The organism is Achromobacter sp. (assembly GCF_032113835.1).
In the GTDB taxonomy this organism is placed as follows: domain Bacteria; phylum Pseudomonadota; class Gammaproteobacteria; order Burkholderiales; family Burkholderiaceae_B; genus Achromobacter.
In genome coordinates, this window is record NZ_DAMCTG010000009.1 from 74,099 (window position 1) to 92,198 (window position 18,100).

Sequence of the window (18,100 nt, forward strand, 5' to 3'; positions counted from 1 at the left end):
ACCGACCTGCGACGGCCCGCCATCGCCCCGCCAGGTGTCTGACACCCTTGAGACAGCCGCTCAAGCTGACGCGCATCTCCCCGGGTGTCAGACACCGACCTGCGACGGCCCGCCATCGCCCCGCCAGGTGTCTGACACCCTTGAGACAGCCGCTCAAGCTGACGCGCATCTCCCCGGGTGTCAGACACCGACCTGCGACGCCCCCCACCACCGCGCGCCATGTTTCAGCCGCCGCGCAAAATCCAGTGTTTAATCGGCGCTCCCTCGCGGGAAACTTCGTCCGGGCGGCAGCGAGAGGCCGATCCAGGCGATTCCAACAACAAGATTCAGGATTTCGCACGTGTTTCATGTCATCACAGCGCTGATCGCGCTCTACGTCATCTGGCGCTTCGTCTGGCAGTTGAAGTGGCCCGCCCCCGGTCGGGTGCTGCTATCGATATTGGTTCTGCTGGCCGCCGAACACCATCTCATCACCCGCAACTTCTTCGGCACCATGGCGTCTCCCGAGGTGCCCGCCGCCGTGCTGATGACGCTGGGCTGGGCATTTGGCGCGCTCATTCTGCTGGCCAGCTTTCTCTTCATCACGGATGTGGCCGGGCTAATCGTGTCGCTGTTCTCGCGCGGACGCGGACGCGCGCTGCTGGGCTGCACGCGTCTGCGCGCCGGGTCCGCCGTGGCCGCGCTTGCGCTGTCCGCCGTGGGCGTCTGGCAGGCCGTGCGCGTGCCGGAGGTCAAGACGATCGAAGTCGCCCTGCCCAACCTGCCGCAAGCGTATGACGGCTTTCGCATCGTGCACCTGACCGACCTGCACGCCAGCCGCCTGCTGCAAGGCGACTGGATGCAAGCGGTCGTGGCGCGCACCAATGCGCTCAAGCCGGACCTGACGCTCATCACGGGCGATCTGGTCGACGGCACGCCCGCGGCCCGCGCGGCCGACGTGCAACCGTTGGCCGATCTGCGCGCGCAATATGGCGTGGTGGCGATCCCGGGCAATCACGAGTATTACGCCGAATACCTGGGCTGGATCGAGGCCTTCAAGAAGCTCGGCCTGCGCATGCTGCTCAACGAACACATGACGATTGAACGCGACGGCCAGCCGCTGGTCCTGGCGGGCATCACGGACAGCGTGGCAGCGCGCGTGAACCAGCCGCTGCCGGACATCGACGCGGCCATGAAGGGCGTGCCGCCGTCGTCGGCGGTGATCCTGCTGAGCCATCGGCCGGTAGGCACCAAGCGCCACGCGCAAGCCGGCGCCGGCCTGCAGTTGTCGGGCCACACGCACGGCGGCCAGATTCTGGGTCCGCATTTCGTCACCCAACTGGCCAACGAAGGCTACGTGTCGGGCATGTACCAGGTCGACGGCATGCAGCTGTACGTGAGCAATGGCGCGGGCCTGTGGCCAGGCTTTCCCATCCGCCTTGGCCGGCCGTCGGAAATCACGCAGATCGTGCTGCGCGCCGCGCCGCCCGCCTGACGCGCTCCTGCCACAAATGCGGCGGCGCGTTGACAAGCGCCGCCGCGCTGACTTAGCATTCGGCCCTGCTTTTTCAACGCCTTTCGCTTCTTGGGTGCAACCGTGTCTGCCATTCGTCAATTCGCCTGAACGCCGACGAGTACCGTCCTGGTACCGCGGTCAGCCTGCCCGCATTCGCTGCTCGACGCCATGTAATGAGCACACCCCCGCCCGGCAGGCGCGGATCCAGGAAGCGCAACACACCCCATCCCCGCTTCCCCTCCCGTAAAGACTGTGTCGTCGGCTTTTCCCATTTGCTGGAGAAGACCCATGACGCTGGATTTCTGCGCCTACGCGCAATCGCTTGACTTGTTCCGATACCCCCGAACGCCCCACCTGGAAGGCTCGCGCCTGCAGGACGGGGACGAAGGCCATGACCACGTGCCCTATCGCACGCTCGCCGGCCAGACGCTCGTCGTCGAAGAAAAGCTGGATGGCGCCAACACGGGCATCAGCTTCGGCCCGTCCGGCGAACTGCTGCTGCAATCGCGCGGCCACTACCTGGTGGGCGGCGGCCGCGAGCGGCAGTTCAGCTTCGTCAAGGCGTGGGCCGCCGCGCACGCGGACTGGTTGCTGGAGCGGCTGGAAGACCGCTATGTGATGTACGGCGAAACGCTGTCGAAGAAGCACTCCGTGTTCTACGACGCCCTGCCGCATCACTTCTTTGAATTCGATGTGCTGGACCGCCGCACCGGCGAGTTCCTGTCGACCGGCGCGCGCCGCGCGCTGCTGGCCGATGGTCCGGTGCTGTCCGTGCCTGTGCTGTACGAAGGCCCGGCGCCCGCGCGGCTGGCGGACCTGAAGTTCATGCTCAAGCCGTCGCTGGCCAAGACGGCCGGCTGGCGCGATGCCTTCGAAGCCACCGTGCTGCGCGAAGGGCTGGATCTGGCGCGCGCCTGGAAGCAGTGCGACAAGTCGGACCTGTCGGAAGGCCTGTATATCAAGGCCGAAGCGGACGGCAAGACCATCGCTCGCTACAAGTGGGTGCGCCGCGACTTCGTGCAGGCCATCCTGGATTCGGACATGCACCATTCGGAGCAGCCGTACGTCCCCAACCAGCTGGCCGACGGCGTCGACCTGTACGCGCCGCGCCTCGCGGTCGACTGGGACACGTTGCGCGATGCCCGCACCGGAGAGACCTCATGAATCACGAACAGATCCGGGCCCTCGTGCCCCAGCCGGGGCGCGGCGCGGACTATGCCGCTTGCCTGGCCGCCTTTCCCGCGCTGGAGTTGGCCAAGACCACGCCGCAGGACCCGCGCTATCACGGCGAGGGCGATGTGTGGACGCATACGCGCATGGTGGTGGACGCGCTGATCGCGCTGCCGCAGTACCAGGCCGCGTCCCGCGCCGACCAGGAGATCGTATTCCTGGCCGCCCTGCTGCACGACGTGGCCAAGCACAGCACCACGGTGATCGACCCGGTCACCGGCGCCATCGGCCAGCCCGGCCATTCGCGCAAGGGCGCCATCGACGCGCGCATCGCGTTGTGGGACGCCGGCGTGCCGTTCGCGGTGCGCGAAGCGATATGCCGGCTGATCGCCACGCACCAGGTGCCGTTCTTCGCGCTGGAAGGCTCGCGCCGCGGCCGCTCGCCGGAGTTCATCGTGCGCGAACTGTCCTGGCACGTGTCCCTTCCGCTCCTCGCCATGTTGGCCGAAGCCGACATGCGCGGCCGCATCTGCGCGGATGCCGGCCGCGTGCTGGACAACATCGCACTGTTTTGCGAGCTGGCGCGCGACGAACGGTGCTTTGGCCTGCCCCGCGCCTTTGCCGACGCGCACACCGCCGTCAGCTACTTCCGCGGCGCCGACGTGCATCCCGACTACGCGCTATTCCAGGAGCCCGGGTCGCGCGTCATCGTCATGTCGGGCCTGCCGGCGTCCGGCAAGAACACGTGGGTGGCGGCGCATCATCCGGACCTGCCGGTGGTGTCGTTCGACGATGCGCGCGAGGAACTGGGCCTGCGCCACGGCAAGAACGAAGGCATGGTCGCGCACCTGGCCATCGACCGCGCAAAGGCCCTGCTGCGCGCGAAAGCGCCCTTCGTGTGGAACGCAACCAACCTCAGCGAGCTGATGCGCAAGAAGACGCTGGATCTGCTCTTTGCCTATCACGCGGACGTGGAGCTGGTGTATCTGGAAAAGCCGCGCGCCGAGCTGCTGCGCCGCAATGCGCGGCGCGACACGTCGCTGTCCAACAAGACGCTGACGGGCATGCTGCACCGCTGGGACTTGCCGCTGCCCACGGAGGCGCACCGGGTGGTCTACGCGGTGTAGCGCGGTGTATCGCGGCTCAGGCAGGCTCCGGCGTCAGCATGCTGTCGCGCAAACGCAGCACGGATGCGCACGAGGTGTCGCGATGCGTCACCAACGACAACGACAACGCGCCCTGCGCATCCGGGTCAGTCAGCGGCACGAACGCCACATGCGGTGTGGAATAGGCGCGGGTCACGCCGGGCACCAGCGCCACGCCCAGGCCGCTGGCGACCAGGCTGACCAGCGTCTGCACCTGAATGGCTTCCTGGCTGATGCGGGGCGAAAAACCCGCCTTGTGACACAGCGCCAGCGTCACGCCATTCAACCCCGGCACCTTGGCCGGCGAATACAGCACGAAATTTTCGGACCGCATGCTCGCTAGCGCGATCGGCCCGGCGCCGGCCAGGGGATGGCGGGCAGGCACGGCCAGGATCAGGTCGTCTCGCTCGACCACCCATGAATCCAGTTCGCTGTCTTCGGCCAACGGACCGCGCACGAGGCCCGCATCGATCTCGTTGGCGCGCAGCATCGCCACCAGCCCGACCGTGCTGTCTTCACGCAGGTCCAGTTGCACATCCGGGTACTGCGCACGGAAGGCCGGCAGGCAGCGCGGCAGCAGCATGTACGTGGCCGAGCCCACGAAGCCTAGGCGCAGCGTCCCCCACTCCCCCAACGCCACCCGGCGTGCCGCCTGGCGCGCCTGGTCGGTATGGAACAGCGCGCGGCGCGCATCGGCCATCAGGGCGTCGCCCGCGGGCGTCGTGGTGACGCCCTTGGCGCCCCGCACCAGCAACGGCACGCCCACCGCGTGCTCCAGTTTCTGAATCGACACCGACAGCGCGGGCTGGGCGATGTGCAGCGCGTCGGCCGCGCGGCGGTAACTCCCCAGTTCGGCGATCGTGACGAACTGCCGAAGCTGGCGCAAATCTATAGCCATAACAGATTCCGTATCAAGCAATACCGAAGCCATATTAGACGCGTATGTGCGGCGCCGATAGGATTTCCGCCATGACGACAACTCCCCTCTCAAACGGCCCGGCGCTGGACGGCGTCCGCGTCCTGGACCTGACTTCCGTCGTATTCGGCCCCTATGCCTCGCAGATCCTGGCCGACTACGGCGCGGACGTCATCAAGGTCGAAGCGCCCGGCGGCGATTCCACGCGGCAAACCGGCCCCGCGCAGGAGCCCGGCCTGTCGGCCATCTTCCTGGGCCTGAACCGCAACAAGCGCAGCATCGTGCTGGACCTGAAGCAGCCGGCCGCGCGCGAGGCGCTGCTGACGCTGGTGGATCAGGCCGACGTGCTGATGCACAGCATGCGGCCGGCCAAGATGGCGGCGCTGGGGCTGGACCCCGCCACGCTGTGCGCACGCAACCCGCGGCTGGTCTATGCCGGCCTGTATGGCTTCGGCGAAGGCGGCGCCTACGACGGCCGCCCGGCTTACGACGACATCATCCAGGGCCTGTCGGGATTCGCGGATCTGGTCGGCCGCCAGACCGGCGCGCCGCGCTACCTGCCCACCGTCGCCGCCGACAAGACCTGCGGCCTGGTCGCCGCGCACGCCATTCTTGCGGCGCTGTTCCAGCGCGCGCGCACCGGACAGGGCCAGCAGCTTGAAGTCCCCATGTTCGAAAGCATGGCGTCATTTGCGCTGATCGAGCATTACTACGGCCGGCATCTGGCCGACGAACCCGGCGACGCCGGCTATCCGCGCGTGCTCACGCCCTGGCGCCGGCCCTGCCAGACCGCCGACGGACACGTCTGCCTGATGCCCTACACCGACGCCCATTGGCGCGACTTCTTCAACGCGGCCGGCCGCCCCGATCTGGCGCAGGATCCGCGCTTTGCCGGCATCTCGGCGCGCACGCGCCACATCGAGACGCTCTACGAATTGCAGGCCGGCCTCGTCGCGGCGCATGACACGGCGTACTGGCTCGCCCTGTGTGAGCGGCTGCAGATCCCGGCGGCGCCCGTGAACCGGCTGGAAGACCTGGAAACCGATCCGCATCTGGCCAGCGTCGATTTCTTCGTGCCGCTGGAAAGCGCGTCCGGCAGCCATTACCGCTTTCCCCGCAACCCGGTGCGCTTGCAGCATTCCCACGTGCCGCCCGCCATGCCGCCGCGCCTGGGCGAACACACGCGCAACGTGCTGGCCGAAGCGGGCATCGCGCCGGCCGCCGTCGACGCGCTGCTCGATACCGGCGCCGCCCGACAAGCCAACGTCCCCCTTTCCGAAAACGCCAAGGACCCCGCATGACCCAAGACCGCGACACCCCGCCCGCCACCCAATTGGGCCAAGGTTTCTACTGGCAGGACCTGACGGTCGGCCAGCGCTTCCAGACGTTTCGCCGCACGGTGACCGAGACCGACATCGTCAATTTCATCAGCGTCACCGGCATGCTGGAGACCATCTTCATCGACGCCACCTACACCCACGGCGCCATCCAGGGCCGTCCCGCCCCCGGCGCGCTGACCTATGGCCTGATCGAGGGATTGATCATGCAGGGCATGGTGCAGGGAACGGGCTTGGCGCTGCTGGAGGTTCACAAGAAGATGATTGCGCCGGTAGTGGCCGGCGACACCATCTGGGCCGAGATCGAAGTGACCGGCGTGCGCCCGACCTCGCAGCACAACCGCGCGGTCGTCACGTCCACCATCGACGTGCGCAACCAGCATGGCAAGCCGGTGATGGCCTACACGGCCGTGCGCATGCTGGCCGGCAGGCCGCGCTGACACAAGCTGACCGCTATCGGCGGCAGGTGTCCCGCAGAGGACGCCGCCGCCAATCCGCAGTACCCATAACAGCACAAGGAGACAAACCATGAAGAAAGCCCTGCTGGCGACCTCGCTGGCCATTCTGGCGCTGGGAGGCGCCGCCAGCGCCCACGCCGCGTGGCCCGACCGCCCGATCACGATGGTGGTGCCCTTCCCGCCCGGCGGTCCAACCGACCTGGTGGCGCGCGTGCTGGCCAAGCAGCTGACGGACCAGTTGGGCCAGACGGTCGTCGTCGAAAACAAGGGCGGCGCCAACGGCAACATCGGCATGCAGTACGCGGCCGCGGCCAAGCCGGACGGCTACACCGTGCTGTACAACACCTCGTCCATCGCGCTCAGCCCCAACCTGTACCGCTCGCTGGCCTTCGACCCGGTGAAGGATTTTGCGCCGGTGTCCACCACGGCCGTCATTCCGCTTGTCCTGCTGGTGCATCCGTCGGTGCCCGCCGACACCGCGCCGGCTTTCGTGGACTATGCCCGCAAGCATCCCGGCAAGCTGTCGTACGGCTCCGCGGGGGCCGGCAACGTCACGCATCTGGGCGCGCTGCTGCTTCTGCGGTCCTTGAATATCGATGCGGTCCACGTGCCCTACCGCGGCAGCGCCCCCGCCATGACTGACCTGGTTGGCGGACAGGTCCAGGTGATGACCAATACGCTGAACGATTCGCTGGGCTTCATCCGCGAAGGCAAGCTGCGCGCGCTGGCGGTGACCAGCGAGACACGCAGCGACCAGTTGCCCAACGTGCCGACAGTGGCGGAAACCGTGGCGCCGGGCTTTGGCATGGGCGCTTGGCAAGGCGTGGTGGTGCCGGCCGGCACGCCCGCGCCCGTGATTGAAAAGCTGAATGCCGAGATCCTGCGCGCGCTGAAGTCGCCGGAGATGCAGAAGCAGCTCAAAGTGCAAGGCGCGCAGGCGCTGGGGTCGACGCCGCAGGAATATGCCGCCTACATCAAAAGCGAGATCGCGCGGTGGGGCGAGGTGGTGAAGGCGGCGAACGTGAAGCTGGATTGACGGCACGCATTCATCACCGGCCAATTCGTCACTCGCCAAAACAAAACGCCCGCGTGATGCGGGCGTTGATCAAACCAAGCGCCTGCGCAAAGCAGGCGTTTTCAATACGGCAGCAATTCGCAGAACGACTCAGCGTCCCGCAGCCTTGGCGCTCAAGCCATTCGCCACGCCCATGTCGGTCTTCGGCACGTCGCGCAGGATCACGCGGACGTCTTCGCCGGAGATATCGAGACTGGCGCACACGGCCTGGTTCAGCGCCGCGATCAGTGCCGCCTTCTTGGCTTCATCGCGGCCTTCGATCAGGTCGACGTCCACGCGCGCCATGCGCTTGCCGATTTCACCCGCGACGATCACATGTTCGGCCGGGACTTCGTACAGCACGGCGCGCACGCTGGGCAGCGGCGCTGCGATGCTTTCCACCACCGCGTTGGACGCCGCCTTCAGCAGGGCGGCTTTTTGGGCGGCCGAATGGCCTTGCATGATCTGGACGTTCAAGAGGGGCATGACGGATTCCGACGGTGCACGAAGAGGAAAGCCGGCGGGGCCCGCCGGCAAGCCATCATATCGTGACTGCGCCCGCGTGCAAGCAACTGCACGCGGGCGCATGGGGTCATGCGGGGAACGCCGGAATCAGGCGGCGGCCTTGCCTTCGCGTTCCAGTTCCGGTTGGGCGGTCGACGCGTCTGCATCCGCCGTAGCCGGGGTTTCAGTCAGGGCGTCAGCCGAAACCGCCGTCTCGGTCAGCGCCGGCGTGACCAGCTCCACGACCTTCTTGCGGGACAGCATGCCCAGGAACTCGTCGTCCTCGCCCGTCACGGCGACCGGCTGGTCGCTGTGCACCAGTTGCGCCAGCACTTCGCCCAGGCCCGCCGTGGCAGGCACCGAGGCCAGGTCCTCGACAAAGCGGGACACATCGCGCGCACCTTCCTGCATTGCCTTTGCGGCCGCCTTGGCGGTCAGCACGCCCGCGAGGCGCTTGCCGTCCAGCACCGGCGCGTACTCGTAATTCAGCGCGCTCATGCGGTCCACGGCATGCGCCGGGCGCGAGCGCATGGTCAGCGTCAGGCGCGCCGGATTCACGGCGTGGGTGGCGTTGAGCACCTTGGTGCGGTTCACGTCCTGCAGGAACGACTGCACGTAATCGTTGGCCGGGTTCAGCAGGATGTCTTCCGGCGTGCCTTCCTGCACCAGTTCGCCGTCCTTCAGGATGGCAATGCGGTTGCCCAGGCGCAGCGCTTCGTCCAGGTCATGCGTGATGAAGACGATAGTCTTGTTGAGCTTGGCCTGCAGTTGCAGCAGCTGGTCCTGCATCTCGCGGCGGATCAGCGGGTCCAGCGCGGAGAACGCTTCGTCCATCAGCAGGATTTCGGCGTCGGTGGCCAGCGCGCGCGCAAGACCGACACGCTGCTGCATGCCGCCCGACAGCTGATGCGGATACTGGTTCTCGAAGCCCGACAGGCCCACCTGTTCCAGCCAATCGCGTGCGCGCTGCTCGCGCTCGGCCTTGCCCACACCTTGCACGGTCAGACCGTAGGCGGCGTTGTCCAGCACCGTGCGGTGCGGGAACAGGCCAAAGCGCTGGAACACCATGCTCATCTTCTTTTGACGGAAGACTTCCAGATCGCGCTTGTTCAGGCTGACCACGTCCACGCCATCGACCAGGATGTGGCCCGCGCTGGGCTCGATCAGACGGTTGAAGTGGCGGATCAGCGTGGACTTGCCCGAACCGGACAGGCCCATGATGACGTAGATGCTGCCTTCTTCGATGGACAGGCTGATGTCGCGCAGGCCCAGCGTATGGCCGCTCTTGGCCAGCAGCTCTTCCTTGCTCATGCCGCCCTGCGCGGCTTCCAGCCACTTCTTCGGATGCGCTCCGAAGATCTTGTAGATGTTCTTGACTTCGATCTTGCTCATCGCTGGCCTCCCATGCGCATGCGCTGTCCATACGATTGCGTGATCCGGTCGAACAGCACGGCCAGCACCACGATACCCAGACCGGCCAACAGGCCCCGGCCCACTTCCAGGCGGTTGATGCCCAGCAGCACTTCATAACCCAGGCCGCGCGCGCCGATCATCGACGCAATGACGACCATCGACAGCGCCATCATCGTGGTCTGGTTGATGCCGGCCATGATGTTGGGCAGCGCCAGGGGCAACTGCACGCCAAACAGCTGCTGGCGCGGATTGGCGCCAAAGGCGCGCGACGCTTCCAGCACTTCGCGGTCGACCAGGCGGATGCCCAGGTCGGTCAGGCGGATGAGCGGCGGCACGGCGTAGATGACGGTCGCGATGATGGCGGGGATCTTGCCCAGGCCGAACAGCATGACGACGGGAATCAGGTACACGAAGCTGGGCATCGTCTGCATCACGTCCAGCACGGGCAGCATGCCCGAACGCAGCCAGTTCACGCGCGCCATCAGCACGCCCAGCGGGATGCCGATCAGCACCGACAGGCCGGCCGCCATGATCATCAGCGCCAGCGTCTGCATGCCGGCGTCCCACAGGCCCAGCACGCCGATCACGCACAGCAGCGCGCCCATCGCGACGCTCAGGCCGATGCGGCGGCTGACGCCATAGGCGATCGCGATGGTGACCGCGACAACCGCCCACCAAGGCGAGCTGCGCAAGAGTTGCTCCAACCACACCAACGCATGCAGCACGGGCTGGGACAACGTCTCCAGCGTGTCGGCATAGTTGGTGACCAGATGATCGACAAAGCCGTCGATCGCCCCCCGTACCTGACGGGCGGGAATAATTTCAGGAAACATCGTTTTGACTCCATTCTGGCGCGCTCGCCGCCCGTGTCGCCACCGGGCGCGCCGGCGCAGCGGAAAACAACGAGACTGAGACGGGTGCCTGGCACCTGGACGGATGATGGATCGCGCAGATCACATCCGCATCGGTGCCCTGCACCGGTATCACTGCCACCGCGGGTGGCGGCACAAGCACGCTTGCCGGGCCGGACGCATGCGTCCGGCCGGCGGCCATCCCGGCAAAGAGGTCCGGTCCCTCAGAGGGCCGGTACGCGCCACCGCGGCGCGCAGCCAGGATCACAGTGCTTTACAGCGCGCTTTGGACGCGCCCGGCGACGTCGGCGGGGACCCACTTGGTCCAGACGTCGGGTTTGTTCTTCAGGAACCACTTGGCCACGGCGTTCGATTCATCGCCAGACTCTTCCATGTGGGCCAGGGTTTCGTTGATGACCGGCAGCGGCACCGAGACCTTGGACAGGAATTCGGTCAGCTTGGGCGCCTCCTGGGAGAACTTGGTGTTCACCGCGGTGAAGACGGGATTGTCGGGATAGGCGCTGGGCTCGGGCTTGGCGCACTTGGACGACGTCAGGCACTTGTGCTTTTCAGCGTCGTAGGCCGGCAGGTCCAGCTTGACCAGATCCATCGCGCCGACCAGCGGCGTGGGCGACCAGTAATAGAAGACCACGTTCTGCTTGCGCTTGTAGGCCGACATCAGGGCCGCCTTCTGCGCCGCGCCCGTGCCGGGCGAATACAGCGTGTAGGAGTCGTCGAGCTTCAAGGCATGGAACAGGTTGTTGCTGGTGATTTCGCAACCCCAGCCTGCCGGGCAGCCGTAGAAACGGCCCTTGCCGGGCTCTTCCGGATCCTTGAACTCATCCTTGAACTTGGGCAGGTCGGCCGCGGACTTCAGTTCCGGCAGGCGTTCAGCCGTGTACTTGGGGATGTACCAGCCTTCGGCACCCATGAACACGTCACCGATGCGCTTGACCTTGCCGGTCTTCTCGGCGCGGGACCAGGGGTCGGCCACGCTGTTCAGCCAGATTTCGGTATTGATGTCGAGATCGCCGCGCTCGAGGGCGGCCAGGGCGGGCAGGGTCTCGGTGGGCAGGGTTTCGGTCTTGCAACCATAGCCCTTTTCCATGATGAATCGTTCGACGTCAACCAGGACCAGATTGGATTCCCAGTTCATGCCGCCGAAAGTGACCGGGCGCTTGAGCTCGCATTGCGGGGCGTCGGCGGCTTGGGCCGTACCGGCAAACGCAAACAGAACGGCCGCGGCGGCCAGGGTCTTGACAGGGGTAAAACGCATTGGCTTTTGCCTCCATAGGTTCAGGCACGCACGCCGGGAACAAGCCCGGGAGGCACCGTGGAGCTAAGGGGGTTGTGCGGAAGACGGGCAGAACCGCCAATACAAACCGACACTAGCAACAAGACAGCCCGCGAGGGACGCGGCGTCTTGCAAGACAGGGAGCTTCAAAAACGAGTTTTTGAAAACCCAGAGAAAGAGAACAAACTGAACGAAGAAGGCGGCATCTTAAACGAAATTGAGATGCAGACCAACCCCAAGGGTGAATGAAACAGATACATTCGCCGTGAAAATCGTCAGGGAAAACCCGGTGATTGCCTAGATGAATGGCGGATTCCCCCAGGGGGAATTCATCCCGGGACGGAAGATACATTTAGTTAACAATATGTTCGGATAAACACATACAGGGCGTTCCAAAACGGGCTTTGGATGGCCGAAACGGCCGCTTCGCGGGCAGTTTTACGTGTCTTTCGTTGACGGCTCAGCAGGCTTCTTGGCCGCATATTGGAGCAAGGTGTCTGACACCCTTGCGGCAGTGCGGCAAACCGAAGGCCGTCTCACCAGGGTGTCAGACACCGGGGCGGTTCACGTCGGCGCTGGCTGCGCAGGGACTGTTCGAGGAAACCCGCTGACCGTCAGCTACCGGCAGTGGCGTGTGCCGGCGCGAAAAAGTAATCCTTCCAGCTTTCAGCCTGCCCTTGGAGCACGCCGATCTCGCGCAGCTTGTCGGCATACACCTTGGTCTGCTGCGGCGTGATCGTGAACTGGTTCTCGGGGTCGTCCAGGATCTTCTTCACGAAATCCGCCGGCAGCTTGGAGTTCTGCTGGCGGATAAAGATTGCGGCGGCCTCGTCCTTGTGCGCGGGTATCCATGCCGCGGCTTCCGCCAGCGCAGCGTAGAACGCGTGATAGGTCTTGGGATTGGCGTCGTGGAATTTCTGGGTGGTGTAGAGCACGTTGAAGGTCGCGGGTCCGCCCAGGATGTCGTACGAACTGATCACCTTGTGCACCGCCGGATTGCGCTCCAGCGCCTGGTAGTAGAACGGCGCGCTGGAGAAATGCGCGTTCACTTCCAGGCCGCCGGAGATCAGCGCGGTGGTCGCATCGGGATGCGGCAGGCTGATGGAAATATCGTCGAAGCGCTTGAAGTTGTCCTTGCCATAGCGCTTGGCCGCTTCGATCTGCAAGGTGCGCGACTGGAATCCGACGCCCGCGGCCGGCACCGCGATGCGGTCCTTGGCGCCGAAGTCGTCCAGCGTCTTCACCGCCGGATTGTTGCTCAGCAGATAGTTGGGCAACGATCCCAGCGCCGCCACCAGCTTCACGTTCTGCTTGCCGCGCGTGCGGTCCCACAGCACCAGCGCGGGCGGCACGCCGGCCGACACCATGTCCAGCGCGCCTGCAAGCAGCGCCTCGTTCATGGCCGACGCGCCGGAAATCTGCGCCCATTCCACCTTGATATCCACGCCGGCCTGCTTGCCGTGCTTCTCGATCAGCTTCTGGTCCTTGACCACATCGAGGATCAGGTAGGCAATGCCGAACTGCTGGGCCACGCGCAGCGTGCCTTCGGCATGGGCCGGTGCGGCGGCCGCGGCCAGCGTCGCAAAGGCCAGCGCCGAGGTCGCCGTGAAACGGCGCAGGGAAAACGGATTGATGGACATGAGGTCGCGGGCTCCTTGGGCCGGTGGGTTCGGTACGCCGCGTCATTCGCGGCATAGGGTGGCAACGTAGGGTGGCCGGCGATCCTAGCAACGCGCGCGCGGCGGCGGAACGAACTATTTCTGCTATCCAAATAGCGTCGATGTCAGGCCGCTCAGCGCAGCCGCAATGCCCACGCCGCAAGCCCCAGCGCAGCCGAACGAAACAAGCATATGTCCAGATATTCTTTGTCGGCTCAGCCTTCGCTCCGTAGCATGACCCCAAGCTATTTCACATGCATATCGGGGTTTGGAATCATGAGTTCGTACAAGAAGCTGCCTTCCATCGACGCTGCGCGCCGGCGTCTGCTGTTCCATATCGGCTCGGTGGCCGCCGCTGGCGCTGCGGGCGCCCTGCCCGGCGTGACGTTCGCCCAATCCCGCGAGCAGGCCACGCTGGCTTCCGGCAGCGCGGGCTACACGTGGGCGCTGCCGTTTGTGGCCGAAAGCGCGGGTTATTGGAAGGCGCGCAACGTGGATCTGAAGGTGCTGGATTTCCCCACCGGGCGTGACTCGATGCAGGCCTTGCTGGCCGGCTCGGCCAACTTCTCCACCACCACGGACACGCCGCTGGTCTTTGCCGTGTTGCAGGGTCTGAAGCCCGGCATCCTGGCCAATTTCAGCCGCTACTCGTACGACATGAAGATCGTGGCGCGTGAAGGCAGCGGCATCGCCGCCGACAAGCCCGCCAGCCTGAAAGGCAAGAAGATCGGCACGCCCGCCGGCACGTCGGGCCAGTACGCGCTGGCCAAATATCTTGAATTCGCAAAGCTGTCCGCCAGCGACATCACGCAGGTGAATCTGGCGCCCACCGATCTGATCGGGGCGCTCGTGCGCGGCGACATCGATGCATTCTCCTGGACCGCGCAGGCCGGCAACGCCGCGCTGCGCCAAAGCGGCGGCAAGGCGTTCTTCCTGACGCAGGACGGCTACGAGAAATTCTTCCGCAGCCACCAGTTGCTGCTGGTCAACCAGAACACGCTGGACACGCGCCAAGCGCTGGTCAAGGACGCCATCGGGGCGTTGCTCGATGCCGAAAAGCGCATTGCGCAGGATCCGGCGTGGCCGGACCTCATCGCCACGCGCATCCGCAGCACACCCGCGGAGGTCAAGCAGGCCACCTCGGTGTTCGAGTTCAAGGTGGGATTCGACGACAGCTTCGTGGACGACCTGGTGAACCAGGCCAAGTGGGCCATCGACGCCAAGCTGGCGCCTGCGCCCGCCGGCGACCTGCGCGCGCTGTTCCGCGCCGCGATCAAGGACGCGCCGCTGTCGGCCGCCGCGCCCGACCGCGTCAAACTGGCCTGACGGCATGGGCGCCATGATCGAATTCAAGCGCGTGTCGCAGTTCTTTGCCACGCGCGGCAACGCACCCGCGCAGGCGCTGCACGAGGTGTCGCTGGACCTGGCGGCCGGCGAATTCACGTGCCTGATCGGCCCGTCGGGTTGCGGCAAGACGACGCTGCTGCACCTGCTGGCGGGCTTTTTGCAGCCTACCGACGGCGCGGTCCGGTTCCATGGTGAACAGGTCGAACGCCCCGGTCCCGAACGCGGCGTGGTGTTTCAGGAATATGCGCTCTTTCCGTGGATGACGGCCCGGCAGAACGTGGAATTCGGCCTTCGCGCGCAATCGGTGGCCGCGCCGCAACGCCGTCACCGCGCGCTGGCGGCGCTGGAGCGCGTGGGCCTGGCCGCGTCCGCGGACCGCTATCCGCATGAACTGTCCGGCGGCATGCGCCAGCGCATCGCCGTGGCGCGGTCCCTCGTCGTCGAACCGAAAGTCCTGCTGATGGACGAGCCGTTCGCGGCCGTGGACGCGATGACGCGCGCCGCGCTGCAGAAGGACCTGCTGCGGCTGTGGCAGGAAACCGGCGTGTCGGTGGTGTTCGTCACCCACAACATCGACGAAGCAATTTTCCTGGCGCAGCGCGTCGTCGTCATGGCGCCGCATCCGGGCACGATCAGCGACGACATCCGCATTGGCCTGGATTACCCGCGGCAACGCGGATCCATTGAATTCGCCCAACACTACAACCGGATCGAGGCCGCGCTGGCGGCCGGCGCCCAAAGGCAGGCAGCATGAACTCATTGACGCTGCGCCGCGAGTCCGTGGCCGAAACGACCCCCGATATTCCGGTCCGAGCCGATCACGCGGCCAGCGGCGATGCGCAGCCCGCGCGTGCGGGACTGGCCGACCGCTTCCAGCAGGCGCACGCGCAAGCGGAACGCGCCCGGCGCCGTCGGCGGCTGCTGCTGAACCTGGCCGGCATCGCGCTGTTCCTGCTGGGATGGGAAGCCATCCCGCACGTGTTCTCGTGGATGAATCCGGCGCTCTTTCCGCCGCCGTCGCGCGTGCTGCAGGCCGCGCTGCCCCTGATCGAATCCGGCGAACTGGCGGGCCACATCACGGCCAGCCTCACGCGGGCCGCGGCGGGATTCAGCATCGCGCTGATCCTCGGCATCACCGCCGGCATCCTGACGGCGCGCATCGCGTTCCTGCATCACCTGAGCGAACCCGTGCTGCATGGCTTTCGCTCGGTGCCGTCGCTTGCGGTCGTTCCGCTGGCGGTGCTGTGGTTCGGCATCGGCGAGCTGCCCAAGATCGCGCTGATCGCCTGGGGCGCCTTCTTTCCCATCTGGATCACCACCTTCATCGGCGTGCGCGACACCAACATCGTCTACCTGCGTTCCGCGGCGGCATTGGGCGCGGGCAGGCTGCGCACGCTCTTTCGCGTCATCCTGCCCGCCGCCCTGCCCTTCATCCTGGCCGGCGTGCGGCAGGCCATCGCCGTGTCGCTGATCGTGCTGGTGGCGGCCGAGCTGTCGGGCTCGACCCGAGGCATCGCCTACATGATGTCGCTGGGCCATCAGCTCTTTCAGGTGGAGATCATGTTCATTGGCCTCGTGCTGCTGGGCACGTTCGGCTTCCTGGCCGACCGCCTGTTCGTGTGGGCGGCGCGGCGGCTTTTTCCCTGGTATCAAAGCGCCTCCTGACATGAGTCTTCCGCACAAGCGGGCCGAACCCCGCACGGTCGTGCTGCGCAACGCGCGCATCCATACGTTTCATGACGCCCGCCCGTCGGCCCATGCCATCGCGCTGGCAAACGGCCGAGTCGCGGCCTATGACGAGGACGCCCTGGCGCTGGCCGACGGCAATGCGCAGATGCTGGATCTGCAGGGCGCGACCGTGATCCCTGGCATCAACGACAGCCATGCGCACATGGAGCGCGAAGGGCTGAAGACGCTGCGCCCCTCGTTGGCGCACGCGCGCAGCGTGGCAGACGTGTTGCAGGTGGTGCGCGAGCAGGCGCGGTCGACGCCGCCCGGCGAATACATCGTCACCATGCCGGTGGGCACGCCCCCCTACTTCTTTGGCGGCGCGGCGCAGTTGGCGGAAGGCCGGCTGCCCAGCCGGCAGGAACTGGACGCCGCGGCGCCCGGCCACCCCGTCTACATCCCCGCGCCCTTCGGCAACTGGGGCAAGCCGCCCGGCAGCGGCGCGCTCAACAGCCTTGCCTTAGCTCGCAATGGCCTGACGCCCGCATCGCAGCCGCGCTGCACCGGCATCGAACTGGGCCGCGACGCCGCCGGGGAACTGGATGGCAGCATCGTCGAGCGCAACGCCCGCCCCGCCGTCGAATTCGACTTGCTGCCCGACGTGCCGCGCTTTGGCTTTGCCGACCGGCTGAAGGGTCTGCGCATCTCGCAGCAGCTTTACCACGCCAAGGGAACGACCAGCATCTACGAAGGCCACGGCTGCGCGCCCGAGACCATCTCGGTCTATCGCAAGCTGTGGGAAGACGACGAACTGACCATGCGCTCCACGCTGGTCGTCAGTCCGGCGTGGAACGACCTGGCCGAAGCGGCGCGCGCCATGCGCGACTGGCTGGCCACCGCGCGCGGGCGCGGGCTGGGCGACCCGTGGTTCCGGGTCAGCGGCATCCATATCGCGTATGGCGGCGATCCCGTCGTGGCCTGCTGCGCGCGCGCCAACCTGCCCGATACCGGCTGGTCCGGCTTCGTCGAACAGGCCGTCACGCCATCGGACTTCCGGGCGCTGTGCGTGCTGGCCGCCGAGCATGACCTGCGGGTCAACGTCATCGTCTCCGACAAGCTGCACGAGGTCGTGCCGGTGCTGCGCGAGGTCAACGCCCGCGTCCCGCTGGCCGGCCGCCGCTGGGTCGTCCAGCACATCGCCCGGTCGCGCATCGACGACCTGAAGGCGCTCAAGGCGCTGGACGTGCTGGTCACGACCATTCCCACGTATTTCCTGTGGAAAGGCGGCGCGGCGTACCTGGACGAACCGGATGGCGGCGAAGGCGTGATGCCGCATGCCGACATGCTGGCGCTGGGGCTCGACGTATCGCTGGCGACCGACAACATTCCGTACGACCCGTTCCACACGCTGTGGGTGGCGGGCGTCCGGCAGGAGCGGCTGACGGGCCGCGTCATTGGCGCTGGCCAGGCGCTCTCGGCCCGCGATGCGCTGCGCGCGTTCACCGTGGCCGGCGCGCGGCTCAGTTTCGACGAAGACTGGAAAGGCCCGCTCGCGCCGGGATTTGCCGCCGATCTGGCGGTGCTGGATCAAGACCCGATTGAATTGCCGGCTGCGGCGTGGCGGGAAGTGCGCTGCACCATGACCATCGTGGGCGGGCACATCGTGCACGGCGGGCCGGACGCGATTTCATCGTGATGCGGAATTCGGTTTTGCCGGCTTCGACATCGCAGGTATCGAATTCGTTGGCATCGAAAGCATCGGCTTCGACTTCGTCCCCTTCGCATTCACC

General features: G+C 66.3%; 16 protein-coding genes. 10 read left to right on the top strand and 6 right to left on the bottom strand.

Going from position 1 to position 18,100, the window contains the following annotated elements; all coding sequences use genetic code 11:
- Positions 1-340: 340 nt before the first annotated feature.
- From RT697_RS05905 to RT697_RS05915, 3 genes are all read left to right on the top strand, one after another.
- The gene (locus RT697_RS05905; protein ID WP_313697415.1) at positions 341-1,474 is read left to right on the top strand and encodes a metallophosphoesterase; all 1,134 of its coding nucleotides are present in this window, start codon (positions 341-343) and stop codon (positions 1,472-1,474) included.
- Between the two features lie 309 nt (positions 1,475-1,783).
- On the top strand, positions 1,784-2,659 hold the full coding sequence (locus RT697_RS05910; protein WP_313697416.1) for an RNA ligase family protein: 876 nt from the start codon (positions 1,784-1,786) through the stop codon (positions 2,657-2,659).
- Entirely contained in the window at positions 2,656-3,792 is a 1,137-nt protein-coding gene (locus RT697_RS05915) for an AAA family ATPase (protein ID WP_313697417.1), read from the top strand. The genes RT697_RS05910 and RT697_RS05915 overlap by 4 nt, the downstream gene beginning before the upstream one ends.
- Positions 3,793-3,808: 16 nt before the next feature.
- Here the strand turns inward: RT697_RS05915 and RT697_RS05920 are convergent, their stop codons facing one another.
- Complete coding sequence (locus RT697_RS05920; protein ID WP_313697418.1) at positions 3,809-4,708, bottom strand: LysR family transcriptional regulator; 900 nt, start codon at positions 4,706-4,708, stop codon at positions 3,809-3,811.
- 71 nt (positions 4,709-4,779) lie between these two features.
- Between RT697_RS05920 and RT697_RS05925 the strand changes: the two genes are divergently transcribed.
- The 3 genes from RT697_RS05925 (at position 4,780) to RT697_RS05935 (ending at position 7,557) form a co-directional block, all read left to right on the top strand.
- Positions 4,780-6,027, top strand: a complete 1,248-nt coding sequence (locus tag RT697_RS05925) for a CoA transferase (protein ID WP_313697419.1) — start codon at positions 4,780-4,782, stop codon at positions 6,025-6,027.
- A complete protein-coding gene (locus RT697_RS05930; protein ID WP_313697420.1) occupies positions 6,024-6,503 on the top strand; it encodes a MaoC family dehydratase in 480 nt (159 codons plus the stop codon). Before RT697_RS05925 ends, RT697_RS05930 begins: the two co-directional genes overlap by 4 nt.
- An 88-nt stretch (positions 6,504-6,591) precedes the next feature.
- Entirely contained in the window at positions 6,592-7,557 is a 966-nt protein-coding gene (locus RT697_RS05935) for a tripartite tricarboxylate transporter substrate binding protein (protein ID WP_313697421.1), read from the top strand.
- Between the two features lie 129 nt (positions 7,558-7,686).
- Here RT697_RS05935 and RT697_RS05940 read toward each other — a convergent pair whose 3' ends face one another.
- From RT697_RS05940 to RT697_RS05960, 5 genes are all read right to left on the bottom strand, one after another.
- A complete protein-coding gene (locus tag RT697_RS05940; protein ID WP_313697422.1) occupies positions 7,687-8,061 on the bottom strand; it encodes a tautomerase family protein in 375 nt (124 codons plus the stop codon).
- A 126-nt stretch (positions 8,062-8,187) separates the two neighbouring features.
- On the bottom strand, positions 8,188-9,471 hold the full coding sequence (locus tag RT697_RS05945; RefSeq protein ID WP_313697423.1) for a glycine betaine/L-proline ABC transporter ATP-binding protein: 1,284 nt from the start codon (positions 9,469-9,471) through the stop codon (positions 8,188-8,190).
- Positions 9,468-10,325, bottom strand: coding sequence for a proline/glycine betaine ABC transporter permease (locus tag RT697_RS05950; protein WP_312430198.1), 858 nt, complete (start codon positions 10,323-10,325; stop codon positions 9,468-9,470). The genes RT697_RS05945 and RT697_RS05950 overlap by 4 nt, the downstream gene beginning before the upstream one ends.
- Positions 10,326-10,617: 292 nt before the next feature.
- Positions 10,618-11,619 (bottom strand): ABC transporter substrate-binding protein, encoded by a 1,002-nt coding sequence (locus tag RT697_RS05955; protein ID WP_313697424.1) that lies wholly within the window; start codon positions 11,617-11,619, stop codon positions 10,618-10,620.
- A gap of 632 nt (positions 11,620-12,251) precedes the next feature.
- Complete coding sequence (locus RT697_RS05960) at positions 12,252-13,277, bottom strand: ABC transporter substrate-binding protein (RefSeq protein WP_313697425.1); 1,026 nt, start codon at positions 13,275-13,277, stop codon at positions 12,252-12,254.
- Positions 13,278-13,571: 294 nt separating this feature from the next.
- Here RT697_RS05960 and RT697_RS05965 point away from each other — a divergent pair, with 294 nt between their 5' ends.
- From RT697_RS05965 to RT697_RS05980, 4 genes are read left to right on the top strand one after another with little or no spacing between them, the layout of a single operon-like run.
- Positions 13,572-14,621: an ABC transporter substrate-binding protein gene (locus tag RT697_RS05965; RefSeq protein WP_239214117.1), complete on the top strand. Its 1,050-nt coding sequence runs from the start codon at positions 13,572-13,574 to the stop codon at positions 14,619-14,621.
- 13 nt (positions 14,622-14,634) lie between these two features.
- Positions 14,635-15,396 (top strand): ABC transporter ATP-binding protein, encoded by a 762-nt coding sequence (locus RT697_RS05970; RefSeq protein WP_313697426.1) that lies wholly within the window; start codon positions 14,635-14,637, stop codon positions 15,394-15,396.
- Positions 15,393-16,307 carry an ABC transporter permease gene (locus tag RT697_RS05975; RefSeq protein ID WP_313697427.1) on the top strand — a complete coding sequence of 305 codons (915 nt, stop codon included), beginning with the start codon at positions 15,393-15,395 and terminating at the stop codon, positions 16,305-16,307. The genes RT697_RS05970 and RT697_RS05975 overlap by 4 nt, the downstream gene beginning before the upstream one ends.
- A 1-nt stretch (position 16,308) precedes the next feature.
- On the top strand, positions 16,309-18,006 hold the full coding sequence (locus RT697_RS05980) for an amidohydrolase (protein ID WP_313697428.1): 1,698 nt from the start codon (positions 16,309-16,311) through the stop codon (positions 18,004-18,006).
- The last annotated feature ends 94 nt before the right edge of the window (positions 18,007-18,100 follow it).

Coding starts and splice junctions, on each gene's coding strand:
- RT697_RS05910 (WP_313697416.1), top strand. CDS start 1,784: ATGACGCTGGATTTCTGCGCCTACGCGCAATCGCTTGACTTGTTCCGA.
- RT697_RS05915 (WP_313697417.1), top strand. CDS start 2,656: ATGAATCACGAACAGATCCGGGCCCTCGTGCCCCAGCCGGGGCGCGGC.
- RT697_RS05920 (WP_313697418.1), bottom strand. CDS start 4,708: ATGGCTATAGATTTGCGCCAGCTTCGGCAGTTCGTCACGATCGCCGAA.
- RT697_RS05925 (WP_313697419.1), top strand. CDS start 4,780: ATGACGACAACTCCCCTCTCAAACGGCCCGGCGCTGGACGGCGTCCGC.
- RT697_RS05930 (WP_313697420.1), top strand. CDS start 6,024: ATGACCCAAGACCGCGACACCCCGCCCGCCACCCAATTGGGCCAAGGT.
- RT697_RS05935 (WP_313697421.1), top strand. CDS start 6,592: ATGAAGAAAGCCCTGCTGGCGACCTCGCTGGCCATTCTGGCGCTGGGA.
- RT697_RS05940 (WP_313697422.1), bottom strand. CDS start 8,061: ATGCCCCTCTTGAACGTCCAGATCATGCAAGGCCATTCGGCCGCCCAA.
- RT697_RS05945 (WP_313697423.1), bottom strand. CDS start 9,471: ATGAGCAAGATCGAAGTCAAGAACATCTACAAGATCTTCGGAGCGCAT.
- RT697_RS05950 (WP_312430198.1), bottom strand. CDS start 10,325: ATGTTTCCTGAAATTATTCCCGCCCGTCAGGTACGGGGGGCGATCGAC.
- RT697_RS05955 (WP_313697424.1), bottom strand. CDS start 11,619: ATGCGTTTTACCCCTGTCAAGACCCTGGCCGCCGCGGCCGTTCTGTTT.
- RT697_RS05960 (WP_313697425.1), bottom strand. CDS start 13,277: ATGTCCATCAATCCGTTTTCCCTGCGCCGTTTCACGGCGACCTCGGCG.
- RT697_RS05965 (WP_239214117.1), top strand. CDS start 13,572: ATGAGTTCGTACAAGAAGCTGCCTTCCATCGACGCTGCGCGCCGGCGT.
- RT697_RS05970 (WP_313697426.1), top strand. CDS start 14,635: ATGATCGAATTCAAGCGCGTGTCGCAGTTCTTTGCCACGCGCGGCAAC.
- RT697_RS05975 (WP_313697427.1), top strand. CDS start 15,393: ATGAACTCATTGACGCTGCGCCGCGAGTCCGTGGCCGAAACGACCCCC.
- RT697_RS05980 (WP_313697428.1), top strand. CDS start 16,309: ATGAGTCTTCCGCACAAGCGGGCCGAACCCCGCACGGTCGTGCTGCGC.